Genomic DNA, 18,433 nt, shown 5'->3' on the forward strand with positions numbered 1-18,433 from the left:
CAACGGTCTATTCCAGATTGCTACGGTCGGTTTCCTGAAACACGGAAGCTACACGCCGCAGGTTATCGGATCCGTGGACCTCTACTCACGTATGTCAGACCACCCACCCTCGAATCGATTGGAAATTGAGCAACCAACGCGAGGAGCTGACCGGAATCGGTCCATTTCCAGCCAACCTGATACAGCGAGCGACGACATCCTACTTCCCTCACTTGAGGACGGCATCACGCTGTTGGACGTCGACGGCAGTCGGGGCGTGCCAATCCTGCAGTCGATAGTCCTCGATCATCTCCTCATGCGCGACGGGCCCGCTTTCTGGGTTGACGCCAACGGGCACGCCACGACCACCACGCTCTCACGAATCGCTCCCAGCCAACGGTTGCTCGACCGGATCCACGTTGCACGCGGATTCACCGCCTACCAACATTACGGCGCTGTCTGTGATCTCCCGACGGCAGTGAACCACTGTATTCAGGAATCGACAACAGGGGACAGCTTGGGAGAGCGACGGTCCACGGATTGCGATGGGGAGACGTCTCCTCACACACCCTCACTCATCGTCGCCCCAGCCATCGATGCACAGTACCGTGCCGACGATACCCTTGGAGAGGCACACGCCGAGACGCTCCAAGCCCGAGCGCTCGCCAAGCTAGCGACCTATGCTGAGGGGTACGACATCCCCGTTCTGGTCACCCGAAGCAAGCGCGACGAGTTCGCGGCACCGGTCGAGACGGCCGCTGATCACTATCTGGAGTGCGAGCAGACCCGGATGGGACCGAAAATTAGTGGCGATGACTTCGAGACACTCCTCTACCCCGTCGACGACAGCGCTTACTACCAGACGACGTTTGCCTACTGGCGACAGTTGCTCGCGGCACGCGCCACGCAGGTCGGCGTGGAACCGGCGACGCCGTCAACGCCGACCCAGGAAGGCGTCGGGACAGGCGTCACAGCCGACGGTGAGACGGTTTCGGCCACCGCGGACCCCTTACTCGATGCGTGGACCGCGACCGGGACAGGAGGCCGATAGCGATGGGGCGCACCAACCCAACGTACCGAGACGCTCTCCGGGCCATCGAAGAACGTTGGGCGGAGTTCCGCCGGGCACTGCGGCGTCGCGACCAGCCCCGGTTCGACCGACTGTTCGAATACGCCCGCGAGCATGCTGACGCGAGCGGGCTGTTGAACCACCAGAACCCGCTGCTGCCGGCGCTGCTTAGCATCAATCTCGAACAAGAGGCCCGCCTCGACGACCACGAAGAGCGTCTCGAGGAACTCGAAGCCGCGGTCGCAGTAAGCGAGGACCAGGAGACAGCTCCACCGGACTCGAACTCGTGACGATGCCGTTCACCATCGACTTTCTGGACGACGGCCGCGTCCTGGAGTGGGAAGCAACCGACGACAGCGCCGTCGCGACCGAGCGCAATGACTACACCCCTCGCTTCTACGTCGCCCCTCGCGACCCAGAGACTGACCTCGACCTCACGACACTCCAGTCGGTGTACGACCAGCACCCGGATGTCGTCACGACCGAGATGGTTGCGCGACGGCCGGGCTTTCGGCGAGGCGAGGAGACAGTCCTCGCCGTCGACGCCGCCCACATCGACCGCGTCACTCCGCTCGCTCGGCAGGCACGCCAGTTGTCCGACTATCCGATCGGTGGTATCGCATGCTTCAACGTCGATTTCTCGCGAGAGTTCCGGTACTGCTTGGAGAACAGCGTCGATCCAACGCCGGCGAGCGAGCTGTCGACGCTCCGCCTCAGCGTCCCGGTGACCGAAACGAGCAACGATATCTATGGAGAACTGTCCGTCGCCGGCGACACCGTCACCGGCTCGCCGACGGAGCTCTTGACCGCCGTCCAGGGGGCGCTCGAAGGACATGATCCGGACATCCTGGTCTGCTCAACCAGCGAGATTGTCCCGACGCTGTACGAGATGGCGACGGCCGCCGGCGTCGACGACTTCTCGCTGAGTCGGTGGCCGGACGTGGACTATCAGCAGCTCGCGGGTGCGTCGACCTACGCCAGCTACGGCCAAGTGGGCCACTCGCCAGCGCGATACAACGTGCCCGGCCGGGCCATCATCGACGAGTCGAACACGTTCTTCTACGGAGAGACGAACCTCGATGGTGTCCTCGACCTCGTGTCGCGCTCGAAAAAGCCCGTCCAAGAACTCGCCTGGGCATCTATCGGGAACGTCCTGACGGCAATTCAGATCTGTGAAGCCCACGACCGCGGCGTGCTCGTCCCGTGGAACTCCTGGCGTCACGAATTCTTCAAGCCAATGGGCACGCTGCACGACGCCGACCGTGGCGGGTTCATCTTCGCACCGGAGGTCGGTTTCCACGAGAACGTTCACGAACTCGACTTTTCGAGTTTGTATCCGAACATCATCTGTACGCGAAACGTCTCACCGGACGTCATCAGGTGTGACTGCCATAGCGACCGTGGCGATGTGCCCGAATTGGGGTACTCGATTTGTGACGAGCGTGGCTACCTCGTCGACGTCCTCCAGCCGATCATCGACGCCCGAGACGAGATCAAGGCGGCCATCCGTCGAGAACGCCAACGTGACGAGCCCAACGAAAAGCGCCTCGACGAACTCGAGGGTCGCTCGGGAGCGCTGAAGTGGATCCTCGTCGCGTGCTTCGGCTACCAAGGGTTCAGTAACGCGAAATTCGGTCGTATCGAGTGCCACGAAGCGATCAACGCCTACGCTCGTGAGATATTGCTCGTGGCGAAACAGCGCCTAGAGGCGGGCGGCTGGCGCGTCGTCCATGGCATCGTTGACTCCATCTGGGTGACCCCAGACCCCGACGTCGACGACGATGCTCGTGAGGACCTCGAAACGCTCGCGATGGACATTACCGATGAAGTCGAGATTCGCCTCGAGTACGAAGCTCACTACGATTGGGTGGCGTTCGTCCCGCAGCGAGAGAGCGACGCCGGCGCGTTGACGAAATACTTCGGGAAGGTCAGTGGCCAAGAGGAGTTCAAGCTCCGTGGCATCGAAGCCCGCCAGCGGTCGACACCGCCGTTCATCGAAGCGGTACAACGGGAGTTTATAGAGGTGCTTGATGAGACACGGTCAGCAGACGCAGTCATCCGCCGGCTCAAAGCGGCGATTGCGAGACTGCATTCCGGGGAGGTTGTTGCCGACCAACTTGTCGAACGGAATCGAGTCTCAAAACCACTGGAAGGGTATACCCAGAACACGCAGAACGTGGCCGCGCTCAAACGGGCACGAGATCAAGAATTGGGCGTCCATCCGGGACAGGACATCGAGTACGTGGTAGTCGACGATCAGAAATTATCTCGGGACCGTGTCGCCCTAGCTCATGAAGAGATTGAGGAATACGATCCCGAGTACTACGAGACACAGCTCGTTCGAGCGGTCGAGAGTATCCTCTCTCCAAAAGGGTGGGACCGGACAGATATTCGACGGGAGCTCGCTGAAACAACTACGAGGAGACTGAGAGACTATTGTTGAAACGTGATAGGGGGGACACCGGATTTCCGGGGAAATACTCCAATAGAGAAGCACAGCTGGTGAACTACCCGACCCTACTCGCTCGTTGAGGAAGGAGCCTTAGCGCCTACGTTCAGCTAAACGCAAGAGTCAACATTTACACATCGATGACGGGGGGTGCAATATGTCTGGGAGAGATTCCAGTCGAGGTCTGCCGGAGATGTGCAAGTTACACATCGATGACGGGGGGTGTGGCTGACAAATGATTTGAACGACAATATCAGAGCGTTATCCAAATCCGGCCAATCCGCTCGCTGTTACACTTCGAGCACGGGGGGTGAACCACAGTAATGTACTTCGTTACCGGTACAGAGCCCATATATTCCAGATTGGCAAATATGAGGGATAGCCCAAATGAGGCGGAGATATATACATCGACGGAGGTTAATCTTTTTAGTACCTGCGTCACACAGCAGGAGTATGGCCGGCAGCAATCAGGGTGGGAGCGACCAATCTACGTTGGAAGGGGAATCAACGCAATCAGAGGTAGAGGAGAAGCCCAACGCCACTGAAGATAATCACGCTGCCGACGACGCATCCCTCACTCTTTCTGAAGAGGATTCTAGCGAGAGTACACAGCAGTCGATTCGGGATATGCTCAACGAGGAGGGTAACGGGTCAGTATTCGTCAATCGGGATCTCGTCGAGCCCGACACCATCATCGACGAAGAGCGAATCGTCGGTCGCGACGATCAGCTCGAATCGGTCGTGTCATTCCTGAAGCCGACACTGCAAGCAAACCGACCGCCGAATATGCTCCTCTACGGCCCCGCCGGTACTGGAAAGTCACTCATTATCGGTGCTGTGACCCAGCAAATTGTCGAGCTCTGCAAATCGAAGGGCGAGAGCTTCGGTGTTGTCGACATCAACTGCCAGCCGATCAATACGCTCGATCAAGCGGTCTACGAACTTGTCCAGACAGTCGCCAAAGACGTCGGCGCAGAAGTGGGCGTCCCCGAAACTGGCGTGTCGACGAAACGCAAGTACCGACGTCTCTACGAACTCATCAACGAACACTACGATTCGGTCATCTTCATCCTCGACGAGATCGACCTCCTGGTCGGACGCCGCGCTAACGACGAACCCGCCTACTCGAAGTTGCTCTACCAGCTCTCACGAGCCAGCAATACGAACGAAATAGAGGGCAGAGTATCCGTCGCAGCGCTGACGAACGACCCGAAATTCATGGAGGACATCGACGGCCGAGCCGAGAGTTCGTTCAACCCACGGGACGTCTACTTCCCAGATTACGACGCTAATCAACTGCGCGAGATACTCCAGAATCGTCGCGATGCCTTCCGACCAGACGCCCTCTCTGATGACGTGATTCCACTCGTCGCTGCTTTTGCAGCGCAGAGTCACGGGGACGCTCGGAAGGCAATTGACCTGTTCCGTGGCGCCGGCGACCTCGCCGACGAGCGTGGTGAGGACAGCGTCGACGAACACCACGTCCGAGAATCCCAGGAAGAAATCGATAAGGACCGCTCGTTGAAACTCGTGGAGGGGCTCACGACGCAGAAGAAGATCTCGCTGTACGCCACTGCCGCCGTCGCACATTATTCGAAGCGTTCAGGCAGTTCCGTTCCGAGCCCAGTTGGATTCAAAGTGTATCAGTGGGTTACTGATGAGCTCGACGCGGATCAAATGACTCGAGAGACGTATGTCAAGTACGTCAAAGAACTTTCTACGTACGGGCTCATCTCGACGTCGAGGAAGAGTCGAGGCCGCGGCGGGGGGATGTACATGGAGTTCACCTTCACGGGTGACCCTACGGGGATTATGGATCGAGTCACCGACGATACTCGTTTAGAGGGCATCGTTGGACAAGGAGAACTACTCCGAACGGTGGTTAACGCACAGCTCAAAGAGTTCCACCAAGACTGAGGGACGGTATTTTCATCAAGTTCGAGTAGGGACACACCCCCCGCCGTCGATGTGTAAGTTCCTGACCCCACCCCCCGTCATCGAAGTGTAACTGATTTCGATGCAGTGACTGATTCCACGAAACCGAACAAGGGCGATCGAGATTATTGAATACAGAGTCCAGGTCGTCTATAGTGGCAAGCAATCTCACTATATTCTACTGATTCTGGAGGATGCATTCATTCAAAAGAGAGGGGGAGGTCCCTGAAGAATTACCTCGAGTTCATACTCCAACCCCCCCTCCCCCCGTCATCGATGTGTAAATCACCAGTGAGGGATGGGTAGAGGCGACAGAACAAGTAGTCTCATTCAGGTAGAGAGCGTCTAACGCTAGTGATAGTAAGAGAAGAAGGGTGTAGAAAGACAGTTGTCCAAAGCAATTGACCTCGTTCGATCAACTGGAGAGACACTCCAGTTGACACTCACTCTAGGTCCACTGCGGATTAGGTTAACTCGGGGGTTACATAAAACTTCGTCAGACTAGAGTCATAAGTTCTAGAGAAGTTATTTATAGAGTGTGAGGACCTCTCGCCCGTGTTTACGGCTGTTCCCTCCGTTTTCCTCGATTTCGTCTTCTCCCCCGCCCCCCTTCTCACGGTTTTACACATCGATGACGGGGGGAGGGGGTCATCGCTTTCAAACTCATCGACAATCTTCACTTGGGGTTAACCGGGGCAATGTATTCATTCTTCCACGAATCGCCCTCTCGCCACTGCCAGTAGAAATATCGGTACGATTTATCGCCAGTCTCCTTCGTAGTCTTCACCGTGATGTAGGCTCCACCCGGAACATCGCTGTAGTCCTCGGGATCGGTCGAGATATCTCGTTCACTAAGTTCTTCAAGCTCCTCTTCGTCAACTTCTTCCTCGGCTCGACGTTGTTCCAGTTCTGCCTTTCGTTGTTCTCGTTTCCACTCAGCAAGGTCACTTGCGTAGGCCGCTACCGTTTCCAGCCGTTCCGGGGACTGTTTCTCGAGTGGCTCGCGAAGATACTTCGGAAGATCCGGAGTCGGGGGCCTCTCTGCCATAGTTACCCCACGAGGCGAAAACACTTTGAATTTGTGGGGTAACTATGAAGAGCGTGTTCTATTCGATAATATATATCGCACACGGAGGGTGTCCGATTTGCTATTTTCACCCGCTCAAACAGAAACCACACACCACGGTTCCTAGTGTGGCACCCGAACACTGCGCGAGTTCATATTCCATGCCGGCGTAACTACCCTCCGAAGATGACTACACCCTCGCAAAACGACGGGTCATCAGACGTCGATACCCCCAGCAATACGCCTAAGTACAGCCCAGTCACACTCAGTTCGATCCACGCTGCTATTGGCGAACTGGGTTACTCGAAAGAGTACATTCCTGTGGTCTCTCAAGCCCTCGATGAACTCCAGCTCGCGCTGTCGACCGCACAGGGTGGCACCTTCCTCTCTGTAGAACTCGCGAACAAAGCGAAATCCTCGAAATATCTTCACATCGACACTCATTCCGAACCCAAGAAAGGGCCGACCCAAGCTCTCACGGACCACTCTCCTGGATTCGATGAAATCATGCTCGCGAGCGGCAGTCTCGTCCGGACGATACTCGATGAATTTCTCTGCGTCGTCGACCCCGCATGGCAGCACTCGCTCGCTGAGGAACCGTTCGCGACTCGGAGCTCCGAGCCGGGCAGTGGCATGCCTGGTGGCCTTTCAGCAGACTCTCCCAGTACGAACGCGTTCGCTGAGGATAGACTGATTCCCGGCGTCAACTCTCTTGAGATGCTGTACGCTGTCCACGCGATCGTCGAATTGGCTTTTTACATCTATCTCACAGAGCCTGGGTTCGCTGGTTCGCTGACGACTGACTTGGAACCCGACGTACCCCGATTAGTCGCCCGGACTGCTCACTACGACGACCTTGTGATGAACGAGCCCGGCCCGTACCGCGCTCCTATTGCTAGCGACTAAGTCTCATCTCCGTCGAAGCTGTATCTCTCAATGAAACGCACATATCTGAATCTTACAAAGATATATTGCGCTTCGTACCCTACTTATGCTTATGACGGAGTTTGACCCGGCGCCAGAGTCACCAGCCACCGAACGACGGTGGCAGCAGGGGGAGGATACGTTCAGTCGTGTCTACGATGTCGCTATGGGGATTACGTCACCCACCCCCGCTGCCGAGATTGCAGACGTCGCAGATTGCTCTCCGAACGCTGCGAAAAAGCATCTCGATCGACTGGCGAAAATGGGTATCGTCAGTGTGAACCGCGACGGTCGGCCCGTGCAGTACGAACGCAACGAGGGGTATCTCGAATGGCAAGATGCCAGCCGGATTGCTGACGAACTGACCGTCGAGGAGATTATCGAACGGGTCAGTGAGCTCGAAGAAGAACGGGCCGACTATGAAGACGAATTTGACGCTACCGATCCAACTGCTGTGAGCGTTTACGACCAGGACAGTCACGAGGCTATTCATGACCGGATGGCTGCAGTCAGTGAGTGGCACGGTGTTATTCGGGATATTCGACTGTACGAACTCGCCCGCCAGCTCGCAGAGAACGATGGGCACCTCATCCCGGCATAGATGGGGCCAGACCCAACCACACCGAATTCAGGTTCTCCCGGTCCACCCGACCGACAGACGCTGCAACTCCTGGCCCGGCACCTTCGAACTGAGGCACTCATTGCCGAGACGAAATTCGATCCCGACAGCTACGAGCCTCGCCTGCTTCACGCCTTAGTCGACGCTGGACAGTATCCTGAGGGTGTCGTAGCGGCTCGACTCGACATTCGCTGGTTCACGACGGGAGATTTCTCGTTCCACTACGTCGAAACACACGAGGATGAAAGCCGATGGGAGTGTCGCTGGGACCGTCATCCGAACCCACACAACGCACGAGTGCACTTCCACCAACCACCAACCGCAGTGGAAGCCACCGACTTGTCACTGTCATCACGCCATCCGCTGGATGTCTACTCTACGATTCTTGATGCTATCGAGGGGCGTATCCAATCACTCTGGGAGAATTAAGCAGCTTGCAGTCTTCGGTTTCGAAACGGTGGCTGATGTATAGACCAGCCACAGGTGCCTCTGACAGCCGTTATCCAATCGGCATCTGTACATTACTTGCGGACGACATAAAATCACCCGTAACACCAGCGTTACCTCCCGAAACAAGTTGCAAAAACCGGGCGTGGGCAACACCCGGCTGGGATGCAATTGGGCGAGGTCCCGGCAACTGTAAACTGGAGGTGGGAAACTCGCGGGGACCACCGCCCACACAGAAAGTTCTCCACTCACGATATACGCTTTGTGGTGAGTTTCTCTCATACCGACGGCTGACGACGTCGACGACCGGCCGGACGCAACCAACGTCCGGCCCTACACACACGGGATTCGGATGTGTGGTCGGGAGTTACTAGGGGGTATTGACCACAAATCCGTGTCCCACTGAAACCGTACCTTAGGCGGTGTTATAAAAATTAGCCAACCGGGGCTCTCCGTATCGAGCCATCGGAAGTAGAACACCCGCACTCGTGCGTGTACGCTACCTCGGATGCAGCCACGCTCACCGTGAACTGAGACTGGTTCCTATGCAGGGTGCTCTGCCAGTGTGTTCACCAGGACGCGGTTGTAATCGGGGATGTCCGCAACGACGCGTCCCCAGACGATGTTGCCGTCGCGGAACGCCGGTTCGTCGACCCAGTTCGCGCCGGCGTTTACGAGGTCGTCCTTGATGCCGAGTGACCCAGTCGCGTCCGAGCCCTCGACGATGCCGGCGGAAATGCCGACCAGCCCGGCGTGACAGATCAACCCGACGATATTGCCGTCCTCGTAGATGTCTCGGACGAGGTCGAGTATCGATTCGTCACGGCGAATCTTGTCGGGCGTCCAGCCGCCGGGCACGAGCACCGCGTCAAACACCGGTGGGTCGACCTCCTCGGCCGCGAACTCGGTCTCGGCGGTGAGTCCGCCGCTCTTGCCCGTGTACTCTACGTCGGCCTCCATGCCGACGACGTCGATATCTGCTCCTTCCTCTTCCATACGCATGTAGACGGCCCAGAACTCCAGGTCCTCGAATCCGGGTCCGACCAACATCGCGATTCGTGTGTTTTCCAGTTTCATGTAAGATCACCGTTGGGATTGCGAACTATACGTTCCGGCCTGTGCCGTCCATACCGGTCCGTTCGGTCGGTACCCAACCGTACATCGAAATAGACAGGATTTCGTGATAATCTTGGCCCTGTTGAAACCCTTCTCAGCTGATGGCTTTTTGATGCCGTACTAATCCAAAGTGCATAGTCATCAAATAGACAGCCGAGGGCTCTGCTTGCCATCGCTCACTAGTCAGCGATATATTCTTCATATGAGACAACTCCCTTATTAATGTGCTCGTAGTCACTATGCAGGTCAGATAATTCATCAGATCTTGCCTGAATCTCTTGATGATCCAAAGTGCGTTCACCCCAAGGAAGCCAAGCAATTGTCTGATTAATCTCGTCAAGATACCTCTCCAATAAGTCCCTCCGAATGTACAGCAGCCAGGAATCGAACCGTGCGTTATCGCAGTGGAACTCCCTGTAAATCGTAGCTTGTTCTCCATCTGAGTCGAATAGATCGGATGTCTGATTGTGATTAACTAGACCTAAATGTTCACATAGCGCAGGTGTGGGGAACCTCATACCGCTCACTTGATTTAGCTTGCTGTGATGCGACTCCCATGCAAAGACATGCACCGGAATTTCTACCTCTAATTCACTGCTACTGCCTATATGAGAGCCAAAGGCCCGATCGATATGCCTCTTTGCTGACCCATCGTCTTCGCGCAGATACGGCCCGTACCGATCAGACCACGGGATTTCACCGGCGTAAGTATAGATATCCTCTTGCGGCTCCGGGATGTTTCTATTCCCTGGATACTCAGTTTCCTGCAACTTCTGATTCAACTCAGAAATGTCGTCTTCAGCAATTAAAACACCTCTCAAGAAGGTAAATAGCCTGAGCGCATCAAAGGAAGCTTGCTCAATCTTCCCATCAAGCAATACCCAAGGCCCATCCACACCATCAACCGTATTCTTCACAAACAAGTCTTCATAACTCGGGTTGGGACCGCTTGAAATCCACTCTCTGTACTCCGAATACTCCGTTTCAAATAGCTTGGGTAACTCAGGCCTCCACTCTTTAGCCTCATTTGGGAAGCTCGGGTCAATATCGCAGTCCGGCGGACGTACCTCGTCCTCATAAGTTGGCAACACACCCTCATCAACACGTTTTCCATACATCTCAAAGTAGGCAATCCAAGAGTACTTTTTCCCGTATCGATCTACCTTCGTCTCATCCCTTCTCCGGTTATTCCGCCTATCAATTTCATCATCAATCGACTCAAAGTTCTCATACGAATACCCAAGATCCTGAACCCGTTTCTTGATCTGATTAAAAATAGCCTGGTACTCGGGATGATCATTGACATAGTTCCCCCTGTCTGGCACTAACCTGCCCACAGTATAGTTACTAAAGTCCATATGGAACGCAGGTTCAACATCTTCAAGCTCATCCTCATCAATCGTATCAGGGTCTTGAAACGGAGAACCAATTTGATCTAACGGAGGATCGGTCAACCCGACTTCACCCTGCGAAATACAGCCCCCATCTACTTTCCTAGCAAGCTCAACGACACCTCCCGCGTATTGCCGCGACAAGATGTGTTTGGTGCCATAATCCGAATCTTCCTGAAACATTCTCTCAACCAGTTCTCCTGCGAAGCCTGTTATTTCACCCCGTAGAGAATCTCCGTCCGGATCTGCCCAAATCGACATTGCAACTCCATAGCAACTCGCTAGCATTCGTTCTCTGATATAGGGGTCGTTGAAAGAGAAGGTCCGAAGAGTCTCCTCAAAGAGGAGTCCGGGATGGTGAAGTCCCACTAAGTACAGTTTATGCGTAACCCGATCCCGTAGATATCTATCTGTAGTTGTGAGGAAGGTAGACAGTAGAGTAATCGAATTTTGTGCTGTATTCTCGGAGAACCCGTCAATCGGCGCAGTTTCTATCCATTTCAGAATCCTGTGGACAGTTGAGTAATCAGTTGTTCGCCGCAGATATTCAGACCACTGCTCATCACGCTCAGCCATATTCATATCTACCAAGTATCCATACAGCCGATCTGCATCATACGGGTGGCCGGGACGGGACGCAAGACCAACCAGAATATCGAACGTTTTTCTCTGAACCCTCTCGTCTAACTCTTCCAAGTAGAAACCCACCAAATCGTCAGTTTGTTCAGTGAATGAGTTCGCGCTCCGCCAATACAACCCATCTAAAAATATATCTTTTAGTGGTGCGCCATAACTCCGCTTCTTTGGAATGTAGAAAGCGAGCTCCCGCTCATCCTCGGGAATATCATCTACTCTCTTTACTCGTTGGGGGAACTCAATCATGACCGCCTCCGCTAAGCCCGGTTCAGAAAAGCGCTGATTATTACCCTCTAACTCGAATAACTGTCCCAATGGCCTATTCACGTAGAAGCTTCGCCGCACAGCTGTTTCCGAATCAGTATTCAGATACTCTGCCAAGAGGTGGCGTGCAATGATGTGGTCTCCAAATCGCTGATACGGAAACCGAACAACCTCCGTAGTCCCTTGATTGCGGTGGAGTGTTTCAGCCAGTATACCATCGGATATCATCCGGTCAAGTAAGTCCCAAGCTTTTGACTCTGAGAGAGAAGTTTCGTTTTTGATTGCATCGACAGCATCTTCCTTCGTAACGAACTCCTGCATCTCATCAGCCATGATGCCAGCAATCCCTGACCTGTGGGTAGGACCTGTAGAGGTCCCTTTCAATATTCTCCAACAGGCCTTTCCGCTAAGCCCGAAGTCTGCCTCAATATCTTGTCCTATTTCCCGAGCGAAGTGTTCTAAAATATCGGTCATACTTCGCTGGCCGGAGGCAATACTCCTCAGGTAACCCTGATGATCAGATTGATCTCTTCGAGTTATCGCCTCACAAAGTATCTTTAGAAAGAGAGGACGTGAGAATTCTGGTGTCAGTAGAGGCACGTGAGGTGCTGGAACATCGTAGTAATCAAAGAACTCAATCTGGGCATCGAACTCGTTCTCCTCAAACCCACGGTGTTCAACCTGAACAAGATGATTTTCGGCCTTGCTCGATAAAATCTGTTCGTCAAACGGAGTACGACAACTGAGGGCCAGACCGACATGAGAGCAATCCCCAACCTGCTCAGCGACGGAGGCTAACTCATTCCTCCACAGTTCCCGATCAGCTTCATTTATCCCGTCAATCAACAATAGAGCTCTTTCCCCAGCGTCTTCGCCAAGTGATTGTAGTTCGGAAAGTAGTTGCTCTGGACTCGACACCGAGTCAATTAATTGGCAGATTCCTTCAAGCGGAGGATCATCATCTGGGAGGGTTTCTGCTAAAACAAGAAGCGTTGGAAGATTTGAATCCATTCTTATTTCAGTAAGGTCACACAAGAAGTGTGTCTTACCAGTTCCCCATTCTCCCCGGAGGAACAGGGCCTTGTCGCGTAAAAGAGGTGGTCCTGGCCCCTCAACAAAGGCAGAAACACTCTCCAAAGATTGGGAGAGATTCTGATTAAGCGAAATTTTGTTGTTTATTCCTCGCTGTTTCTCCTCATCTGCCTCACGATGCTGAGAGCGCAGCTTCTGGCTGACTTCACTGGTTTTGCCTTTAGCAAACCTTGTTGCACGTGTAAGCTGACGGAGTTCTGTCTTATCATCACTGGGCGATTTATTTGATATAGACTTTAGAAGTTCAACCACCCGATTTGGTGACTGTTTCCGACGCCTGAACGCGTCTTTTGCTTCATCCGGAGCTCTATTCCAGCTATCCTCCAATTCATCAGCTAAACTGGTTAGCCGCTCTCCTAGCCTACTAGAATAAGCCAACGAATCGAATGGCTGTAGTACTTTTGAGACCTGTATGTTTGGAGCTTCAGGATCAATCTGAGGAGTATATCGAGCGCCAGCGTGATTGATTTGTTGCTTATTGACTTCATTGAGATCTGAATGCTTCATTTAGTCTACCTGGCTAGCTTTGTTTTATTAGTCTCTCTCAAGATGTTTACCCTTCTGGCGCTTGTTCGAAGAGTTTCTTTTGAGATATCGGTGAAGGGTATTCATTCGCTGAAAGTCATTCTAACTTCATTGCTGAATCTATCCTCGGTATGTGGCAGATGGTTTCTATCAACAGTAAAGTTTTCAGCAGCACTGCCAATTTCGGTTTGATGATACACACAATTATGAACTAAGGTGTGCAGTAGTTTATATACCTCATCGACCACTATCAGAATAGATGATGCTCCCGTTCGGCATCACTCTGGGAGAAATCACCGTGGCTGGCGTGGCTCTCACCGCCGTCAAAATCGGCGGATCAAAACTTATCGACTGGTGGAGAGACCGCCGCTCTAGTCGTAGAGAACGAGTCCACGATTGGCACCGAGAAATGCAAAATCACCTCTCGGACGTACGCTCCGTTGGCCGTCGCATCCAAAATGACCGTAAAATAGATCTCAACAAGATTGAGGAACTAATTCCAGCTACAACCGCCATGGATGCGCGTGTAAACACGCCTCCATCCGGTGTGCGAACTATGGTCGACCGCGATACGTTCAGGAAAACGCGACGCGCTGCCGGGCTTGCGTATCATCTTGCTCACCTCCCGGCACCGGACCAGGACGCCGATTCGATTGAAGGTGTGATGCGCCACCAGTACAAACTCCTCCAAGAGTTAGATGTGGAGACTGACGTCGAGATGGGCGATGTATTGGAGATTATTGGGGAGATAAGCCAACCAGAGGAGTTAGACATCAGCACGAAGGAAGCAGAGGAAATTCTAAATGCTTTTGAGAAGGAAGCCGGCCGGCGAATGGAAGATGCTGAGGAGATGACGGTCGACGAGCTGATGGAACTGCCATGGGAGGAAGTGGACCAAGTTATTTCTGAGCGCAGTCGCAGCGACATAGTCCGGTTCTCTATCGATCAGTATTACGAGGTAGCATTACTGGAGGCACCGAAAGAGGCGCGGACTGCGTTGCAGGAGTCTGAAGATAGACTGTACGGATAATGAATGGGGCTATTCTGGAGTAGGTCCCAGTGAGCTTTTACAAGCTCTCTACCCTTGGATACTTCGACTCTGTAGAGCACGGTATCCCGCTCATCACCGGTTTCCTCCCCGGTGTCATCCTCCAATATAGCAACAACCTTGCCCAGCTTGCTTCACTTCGGACAGAGCGCAGAAACCTCTTCGTTATGCATACCCTCGGTATCTCGTACGGCATCCCTGTCAGTTTCTAAGGATTTTAACAGAGCCACAATCATTTATTTCGGCCTGACGAGGAGATTGTCCACAAATCATTCCACCACCGGCAGATTCCTGATATATTTGCTTTCGGGGGGTAAAGAGTTACATCTCTGATGAGATGCAACTACGAACACGGAGAGAATCTATATCAGTGATACCCGCGCGTGCCTTGTCCAAGGTCCTCGAAGTCTTCCGCATCGATATCCGTGGTGTCTAGCGTACCAGTCCCAGTCGCCTTGTTTTCGTCAACACGGGGTAGCTCCTCGATGTCGTGGTTCATCGTATCGGAGAGATCCTCTAATTCGTTAGCCGGTGGGAAGTCCTCTCGCTCAACAGACTTCGCATCACGTTCAGCTGCCTTTCTCCGCGCATCTTCGACGATGTCTTTCAATTCCGCTCCGGTGAGTCCCGCAGTGTAGCTTGCGAGTTCGGCCAGGTCTTCACCGGAGAGTTCCGATGGCACAGCAGCGAGATGGACGTTCAGTATGGCATGACGTGCCTCTTCGTCGGGGAGGCCGACCTCGAAGTGAGCCGATAGTCGACCCGGACGGAGTATTGCTGAGTCGATATCAGCAGGACGGTTCGTGGCTGAGACAACGATAGCTTCGCGATTCTCTTTCGTGAGTTGGACGAGGAATTCCGAGGTCACTTTGCGATCCTCTGCATGAATCGTCCCGTCACCGAGAGTACGAGCGCCGAAGAGATGCTCCGCTTCATCGATAAATATCACGCAGGGGCCCAGCGCTTGCGCTTCCTGAAACAGGACCTGAATCTGTTCAGCACTGGCGTTGACCCATCTGCTGGTGACATCACCCGGCGACAGCTCCACGAAGGGAATCCCGAGTTCGCCGGCGAGTGCCCGAGCGAACATCGTTTTCCCTGTTCCTGGCGGCCCGTAGAACATGATCCCTCGAGACGGCTGGATTCCGAACCGCTCGTACCGATCATCGCCTTCGAATGTGGTCCTCAGTGGTTTTAGAACACGCTGATTTAGCGCTTCTTTCACCTCGTAGTACCCGCCGATATCCACAAACGTAGTTTGGGAGTATCGCCAGTCGTAGGATAGTTGTTCCAGAGAGACGGCTGTCTTTTGAACGGCTGTTTTTCTGTTGTCGTTAGTCGATTCTGATGATCTCTCGGTTTTTGCCGAGCTATTCTCGATTGCGATCTCTGAGGCCGCTGAGTGCGCTATTGACGCTTTCTGATTTGAATTGGCGTCAAGTGGCTGTGTGTCGTTTAGGTACCAAGCCCCAAGAGCTCCGACGAAGAATACAGTAAGGTAGGTGATTGGGAGAACGAATTCATCAACGACCCCTTGATTGAGAGCTTGCTCTCCAACGAAATCTTCGACGAAAGTCAGCGCCAAGGCAAGCAATAACGCCAGTGCGCTGCCCGTGCCAATAGGTCCGTGAACTCTCCCATCCCACAGTGATGCAGGAATGAACATGAGTCCATAGATGAGACCGTACATCAGAACACCATTTAATGCGACACTTTCACCTACGATTTCCCATCCTTGACTGAGTGGTAATCCAAAGTACGCAGCTATTGCGGTTACAATCACTGTGCTTATCCCGGCTTTCAGCCAGTAACGACGTATCAAACCTTGAGAAAGATACATCGGAATAAATGCAAGCATATCAATTAGACAGATCAGCAATGCGACTTCCAACCACTGGATGTATGACATTTTATACTATGTACGCGCCAAGTTCAAATTGCTATTATCTCCTTCTATTACTTCAATAATATATGAATAGAACGGTAGCAGGGGGTGACACTAAGATCTGAGCTTCCATTATTTGATGTCTCCACTATCAGCAGGCTCTCCAGCCGCTGCCTTTCCAAATTCGTCTAACGTTGATTCCTCGGGCGGACGCCGGCCAGATCTTACGGATTTATCTGGCCCAATAATCATATTAGAGCTGGATTTTCTGGTCCCGGAATACGCCAGATAGGGATTACCACCTGCCGCTCCCACAAGCGCTGAGCTACCTACTTTAGCAACATTTCTTGGAATGGTGAATCCTGCCATCTTCGCACCTTTTTTAGTGCTTCCACCTGCGGCTTTACCCGCTTCTGATGTCTTTTGGCCTGCAGTCTGTGCTGCTTCCCAGTTGTTGACAGACTCGTAACCTCTCTGTGCAAGGTCTCCAGCGGCCTGCTGCTCTTCGGTGAGATTCACTGTTTGTGTCCTACCACTGGAATCCTGGTAGGAGGCCATCGTAGCACCTGAGTCACCATCTGTGTACACAGTTGCGCTAGCTTCTTCTGCTGGATTTTGGGAGATAACTCCGAGCTCAGATGCTCTCTGGAGGTCAAGCTCGCCGGAGGTAATTGCGTCAGAAACGAACTCACTGGTCTCTGAGGCGTGTTTAGCTGCGTCTTTTTTCTTGTCGACAAAGTTGTTGAACTGACTCACTGGATTCGCTTTATCGGCAACACCAGATGCCGTCTCGCTCACTTTGTTCACCCCGGAGCTGACGCTGTCGTCAACTTTCGATAGCGTCTGGCTCTGACCAGTAGCGAATTTCCTTCCTCGCTGCGCTACACTCCCCATACGACTGGCCAATCCAGAACCACCACTTCCTAAGCTAGACGTACCGGCAGCGCTGGCGCCTGAAGCACCAGCCCCGGACGCCCCAGCGGCACCTCCTGCACCACCGGCACCAGCAGCGCCGGCGCCACCGGCTGCTGCACCACCACCCGCCACAACGCCGCCGACACCACCCGTGGCGACGGTCCCGACTGCTGCAGCGGCAGCCAAGGTTGCAGTTGTCGCGGCTTCCCCGACGCCGAGTGGTTTGCCCGCCCATGATATCTGTTTCCAGACGACTACGACCAGTATTATCGGGAAGATCATAATTAGGGCTATCTCCGCAGCGAGGGATGCTGCTGTTCCAGCTATTCCGTCGGCACTCTCGACGAACCCACCGTTTTCAATGAGTGCCATCGTGAGGATGACCAGCGAGATAATAGGGCCCGACAGTATCGCGTAGACACCCATCTTGAGATAGGTCGCCCCGACGTTACCAACGGCTTCCAGCGGCCCTCGTCCAACGAACCAGAGAGCCACGAAGAACGGGGTTCCGATAAACACGAGATACACTATGAACCACCGAAGGAGCAGGAAGAATATCGTGAATATCACAGCTAGCATCGTCAGGAACGCCGTGAATAGAGAGATGACCATACTCAGCGTGGATGCCAAATCCCCAGCCGACTCGTAGGAACCGAAGGCCCCACCGACAGTCGGGTCGTAGTCCAGCATCCCAATCGTCACGGCATTGGTCACATCGATAGCGAACCCCCACGCTGGCTGTGAAATGCCGATGAAGAAAATCGCCATCACCAGCCGGATTATCATCTCAACGATGCTGAATTCCCTATTCTCCCCGAACGGCCATGCGACGAGTGCAACCGCGAAGAAAATCGGCAGCAGTATCAGCGAGATATCGAACACGCCGTTGAACACGTTTCCTGCAGTGGCTGATTCATACGGATTCGGAACGACGATCAACTGTCGAATCATCCGCTCAGTGATTGCGGATGAAAACTCAGTCGCGGCATCCTCGAATATCTCCTCGACCTCGTCGAGGAAGAATTCGACAATGCCGGTCATGACGTTCCTCAGGTCCTCTCGAATGCCCATGA

At 53.8% G+C, this 18,433-nt stretch carries 14 protein-coding genes; 8 read left to right on the forward strand and 6 right to left on the reverse strand.

The window, feature by feature from the left end; translation table 11 throughout:
* Positions 1 to 91: 91 nt before the first annotated feature.
* From EGD98_RS17400 to EGD98_RS17415, 4 genes are all read left to right on the forward strand, one after another.
* Positions 92 to 1,030 (forward strand): hypothetical protein, encoded by a 939-nt coding sequence (locus tag EGD98_RS17400; RefSeq protein ID WP_236039595.1) that lies wholly within the window; start codon positions 92 to 94, stop codon positions 1,028 to 1,030.
* Between the two features lie 2 nt (positions 1,031 to 1,032).
* Positions 1,033 to 1,338 (forward strand): DUF8156 family protein, encoded by a 306-nt coding sequence (locus tag EGD98_RS17405; protein WP_121578193.1) that lies wholly within the window; start codon positions 1,033 to 1,035, stop codon positions 1,336 to 1,338.
* 2 nt (positions 1,339 to 1,340) lie between these two features.
* Positions 1,341 to 3,491: a type B DNA-directed DNA polymerase gene (locus EGD98_RS17410; protein WP_220589806.1), complete on the forward strand. Its 2,151-nt coding sequence runs from the start codon at positions 1,341 to 1,343 to the stop codon at positions 3,489 to 3,491.
* Positions 3,492 to 4,124: 633 nt separating this feature from the next.
* Positions 4,125 to 5,414 carry an orc1/cdc6 family replication initiation protein gene (locus tag EGD98_RS17415; RefSeq protein WP_220589807.1) on the forward strand — a complete coding sequence of 430 codons (1,290 nt, stop codon included), beginning with the start codon at positions 4,125 to 4,127 and terminating at the stop codon, positions 5,412 to 5,414.
* Positions 5,415 to 6,108: 694 nt separating this feature from the next.
* On the opposite strand, the gene EGD98_RS17420 is transcribed toward EGD98_RS17415, so the two are convergent.
* The gene (locus tag EGD98_RS17420; protein WP_220589676.1) at positions 6,109 to 6,480 is read right to left on the reverse strand and encodes a hypothetical protein; all 372 of its coding nucleotides are present in this window, start codon (positions 6,478 to 6,480) and stop codon (positions 6,109 to 6,111) included.
* A gap of 204 nt (positions 6,481 to 6,684) precedes the next feature.
* Between EGD98_RS17420 and EGD98_RS17425 the strand changes: the two genes are divergently transcribed.
* The 3 genes from EGD98_RS17425 to EGD98_RS21325 all read left to right on the forward strand — a co-directional run bounded on the left by EGD98_RS17425 (position 6,685) and on the right by EGD98_RS21325 (position 8,470).
* Positions 6,685 to 7,404, forward strand: a complete 720-nt coding sequence (locus EGD98_RS17425) for a hypothetical protein (RefSeq protein ID WP_220589677.1) — start codon at positions 6,685 to 6,687, stop codon at positions 7,402 to 7,404.
* A 91-nt stretch (positions 7,405 to 7,495) separates the two neighbouring features.
* Positions 7,496 to 8,023 (forward strand): winged helix-turn-helix domain-containing protein, encoded by a 528-nt coding sequence (locus EGD98_RS17430; RefSeq protein WP_220589678.1) that lies wholly within the window; start codon positions 7,496 to 7,498, stop codon positions 8,021 to 8,023.
* Positions 8,024 to 8,470: a toxin-antitoxin system TumE family protein gene (locus EGD98_RS21325; RefSeq protein ID WP_425433355.1), complete on the forward strand. Its 447-nt coding sequence runs from the start codon at positions 8,024 to 8,026 to the stop codon at positions 8,468 to 8,470.
* A gap of 561 nt (positions 8,471 to 9,031) precedes the next feature.
* On the opposite strand, the gene EGD98_RS17435 is transcribed toward EGD98_RS21325, so the two are convergent.
* Positions 9,032 to 9,565, reverse strand: coding sequence for a type 1 glutamine amidotransferase domain-containing protein (locus tag EGD98_RS17435; protein ID WP_220589679.1), 534 nt, complete (start codon positions 9,563 to 9,565; stop codon positions 9,032 to 9,034).
* Positions 9,566 to 9,783: 218 nt separating this feature from the next.
* Positions 9,784 to 13,494: an NACHT domain-containing protein gene (locus tag EGD98_RS17440; RefSeq protein WP_220589680.1), complete on the reverse strand. Its 3,711-nt coding sequence runs from the start codon at positions 13,492 to 13,494 to the stop codon at positions 9,784 to 9,786.
* Between the two features lie 277 nt (positions 13,495 to 13,771).
* Between EGD98_RS17440 and EGD98_RS17445 the strand changes: the two genes are divergently transcribed.
* Entirely contained in the window at positions 13,772 to 14,542 is a 771-nt protein-coding gene (locus EGD98_RS17445) for a hypothetical protein (protein ID WP_220589681.1), read from the forward strand.
* On the opposite strand, the gene EGD98_RS21390 is transcribed toward EGD98_RS17445, so the two are convergent.
* The 3 genes from EGD98_RS21390 to EGD98_RS17455 all read right to left on the reverse strand — a co-directional run bounded on the left by EGD98_RS21390 (position 14,464) and on the right by EGD98_RS17455 (position 18,431).
* Entirely contained in the window at positions 14,464 to 14,688 is a 225-nt protein-coding gene (locus EGD98_RS21390) for a DUF8139 family protein (protein WP_483867032.1), read from the reverse strand. The genes EGD98_RS17445 and EGD98_RS21390 overlap by 79 nt on opposite strands.
* Positions 14,689 to 14,927: 239 nt before the next feature.
* Positions 14,928 to 16,469 (reverse strand): ATP-binding protein, encoded by a 1,542-nt coding sequence (locus EGD98_RS17450; RefSeq protein WP_220589682.1) that lies wholly within the window; start codon positions 16,467 to 16,469, stop codon positions 14,928 to 14,930.
* A 108-nt stretch (positions 16,470 to 16,577) separates the two neighbouring features.
* Positions 16,578 to 18,431 carry a hypothetical protein gene (locus EGD98_RS17455; protein WP_220589683.1) on the reverse strand — a complete coding sequence of 618 codons (1,854 nt, stop codon included), beginning with the start codon at positions 18,429 to 18,431 and terminating at the stop codon, positions 16,578 to 16,580.
* Positions 18,432 to 18,433: the final 2 nt, after the last annotated feature.

It is taken from the genome of Haloarcula salinisoli (genome assembly GCF_019599405.1).
Classification (GTDB): Archaea; Halobacteriota; Halobacteria; order Halobacteriales; family Haloarculaceae; genus Haloarcula; species Haloarcula salinisoli.

Coding starts and splice junctions, on each gene's coding strand:
- EGD98_RS17400 (WP_236039595.1), top strand. CDS start 92: ATGTCAGACCACCCACCCTCGAATCGATTGGAAATTGAGCAACCAACG.
- EGD98_RS17405 (WP_121578193.1), top strand. CDS start 1,033: ATGGGGCGCACCAACCCAACGTACCGAGACGCTCTCCGGGCCATCGAA.
- EGD98_RS17410 (WP_220589806.1), top strand. CDS start 1,341: ATGCCGTTCACCATCGACTTTCTGGACGACGGCCGCGTCCTGGAGTGG.
- EGD98_RS17415 (WP_220589807.1), top strand. CDS start 4,125: ATGCTCAACGAGGAGGGTAACGGGTCAGTATTCGTCAATCGGGATCTC.
- EGD98_RS17420 (WP_220589676.1), bottom strand. CDS start 6,480: ATGGCAGAGAGGCCCCCGACTCCGGATCTTCCGAAGTATCTTCGCGAG.
- EGD98_RS17425 (WP_220589677.1), top strand. CDS start 6,685: ATGACTACACCCTCGCAAAACGACGGGTCATCAGACGTCGATACCCCC.
- EGD98_RS17430 (WP_220589678.1), top strand. CDS start 7,496: ATGACGGAGTTTGACCCGGCGCCAGAGTCACCAGCCACCGAACGACGG.
- EGD98_RS21325 (WP_425433355.1), top strand. CDS start 8,024: ATGGGGCCAGACCCAACCACACCGAATTCAGGTTCTCCCGGTCCACCC.
- EGD98_RS17435 (WP_220589679.1), bottom strand. CDS start 9,565: ATGAAACTGGAAAACACACGAATCGCGATGTTGGTCGGACCCGGATTC.
- EGD98_RS17440 (WP_220589680.1), bottom strand. CDS start 13,494: ATGAAGCATTCAGATCTCAATGAAGTCAATAAGCAACAAATCAATCAC.
- EGD98_RS17445 (WP_220589681.1), top strand. CDS start 13,772: ATGATGCTCCCGTTCGGCATCACTCTGGGAGAAATCACCGTGGCTGGC.
- EGD98_RS17450 (WP_220589682.1), bottom strand. CDS start 16,469: ATGTCATACATCCAGTGGTTGGAAGTCGCATTGCTGATCTGTCTAATT.
- EGD98_RS17455 (WP_220589683.1), bottom strand. CDS start 18,431: ATGGGCATTCGAGAGGACCTGAGGAACGTCATGACCGGCATTGTCGAA.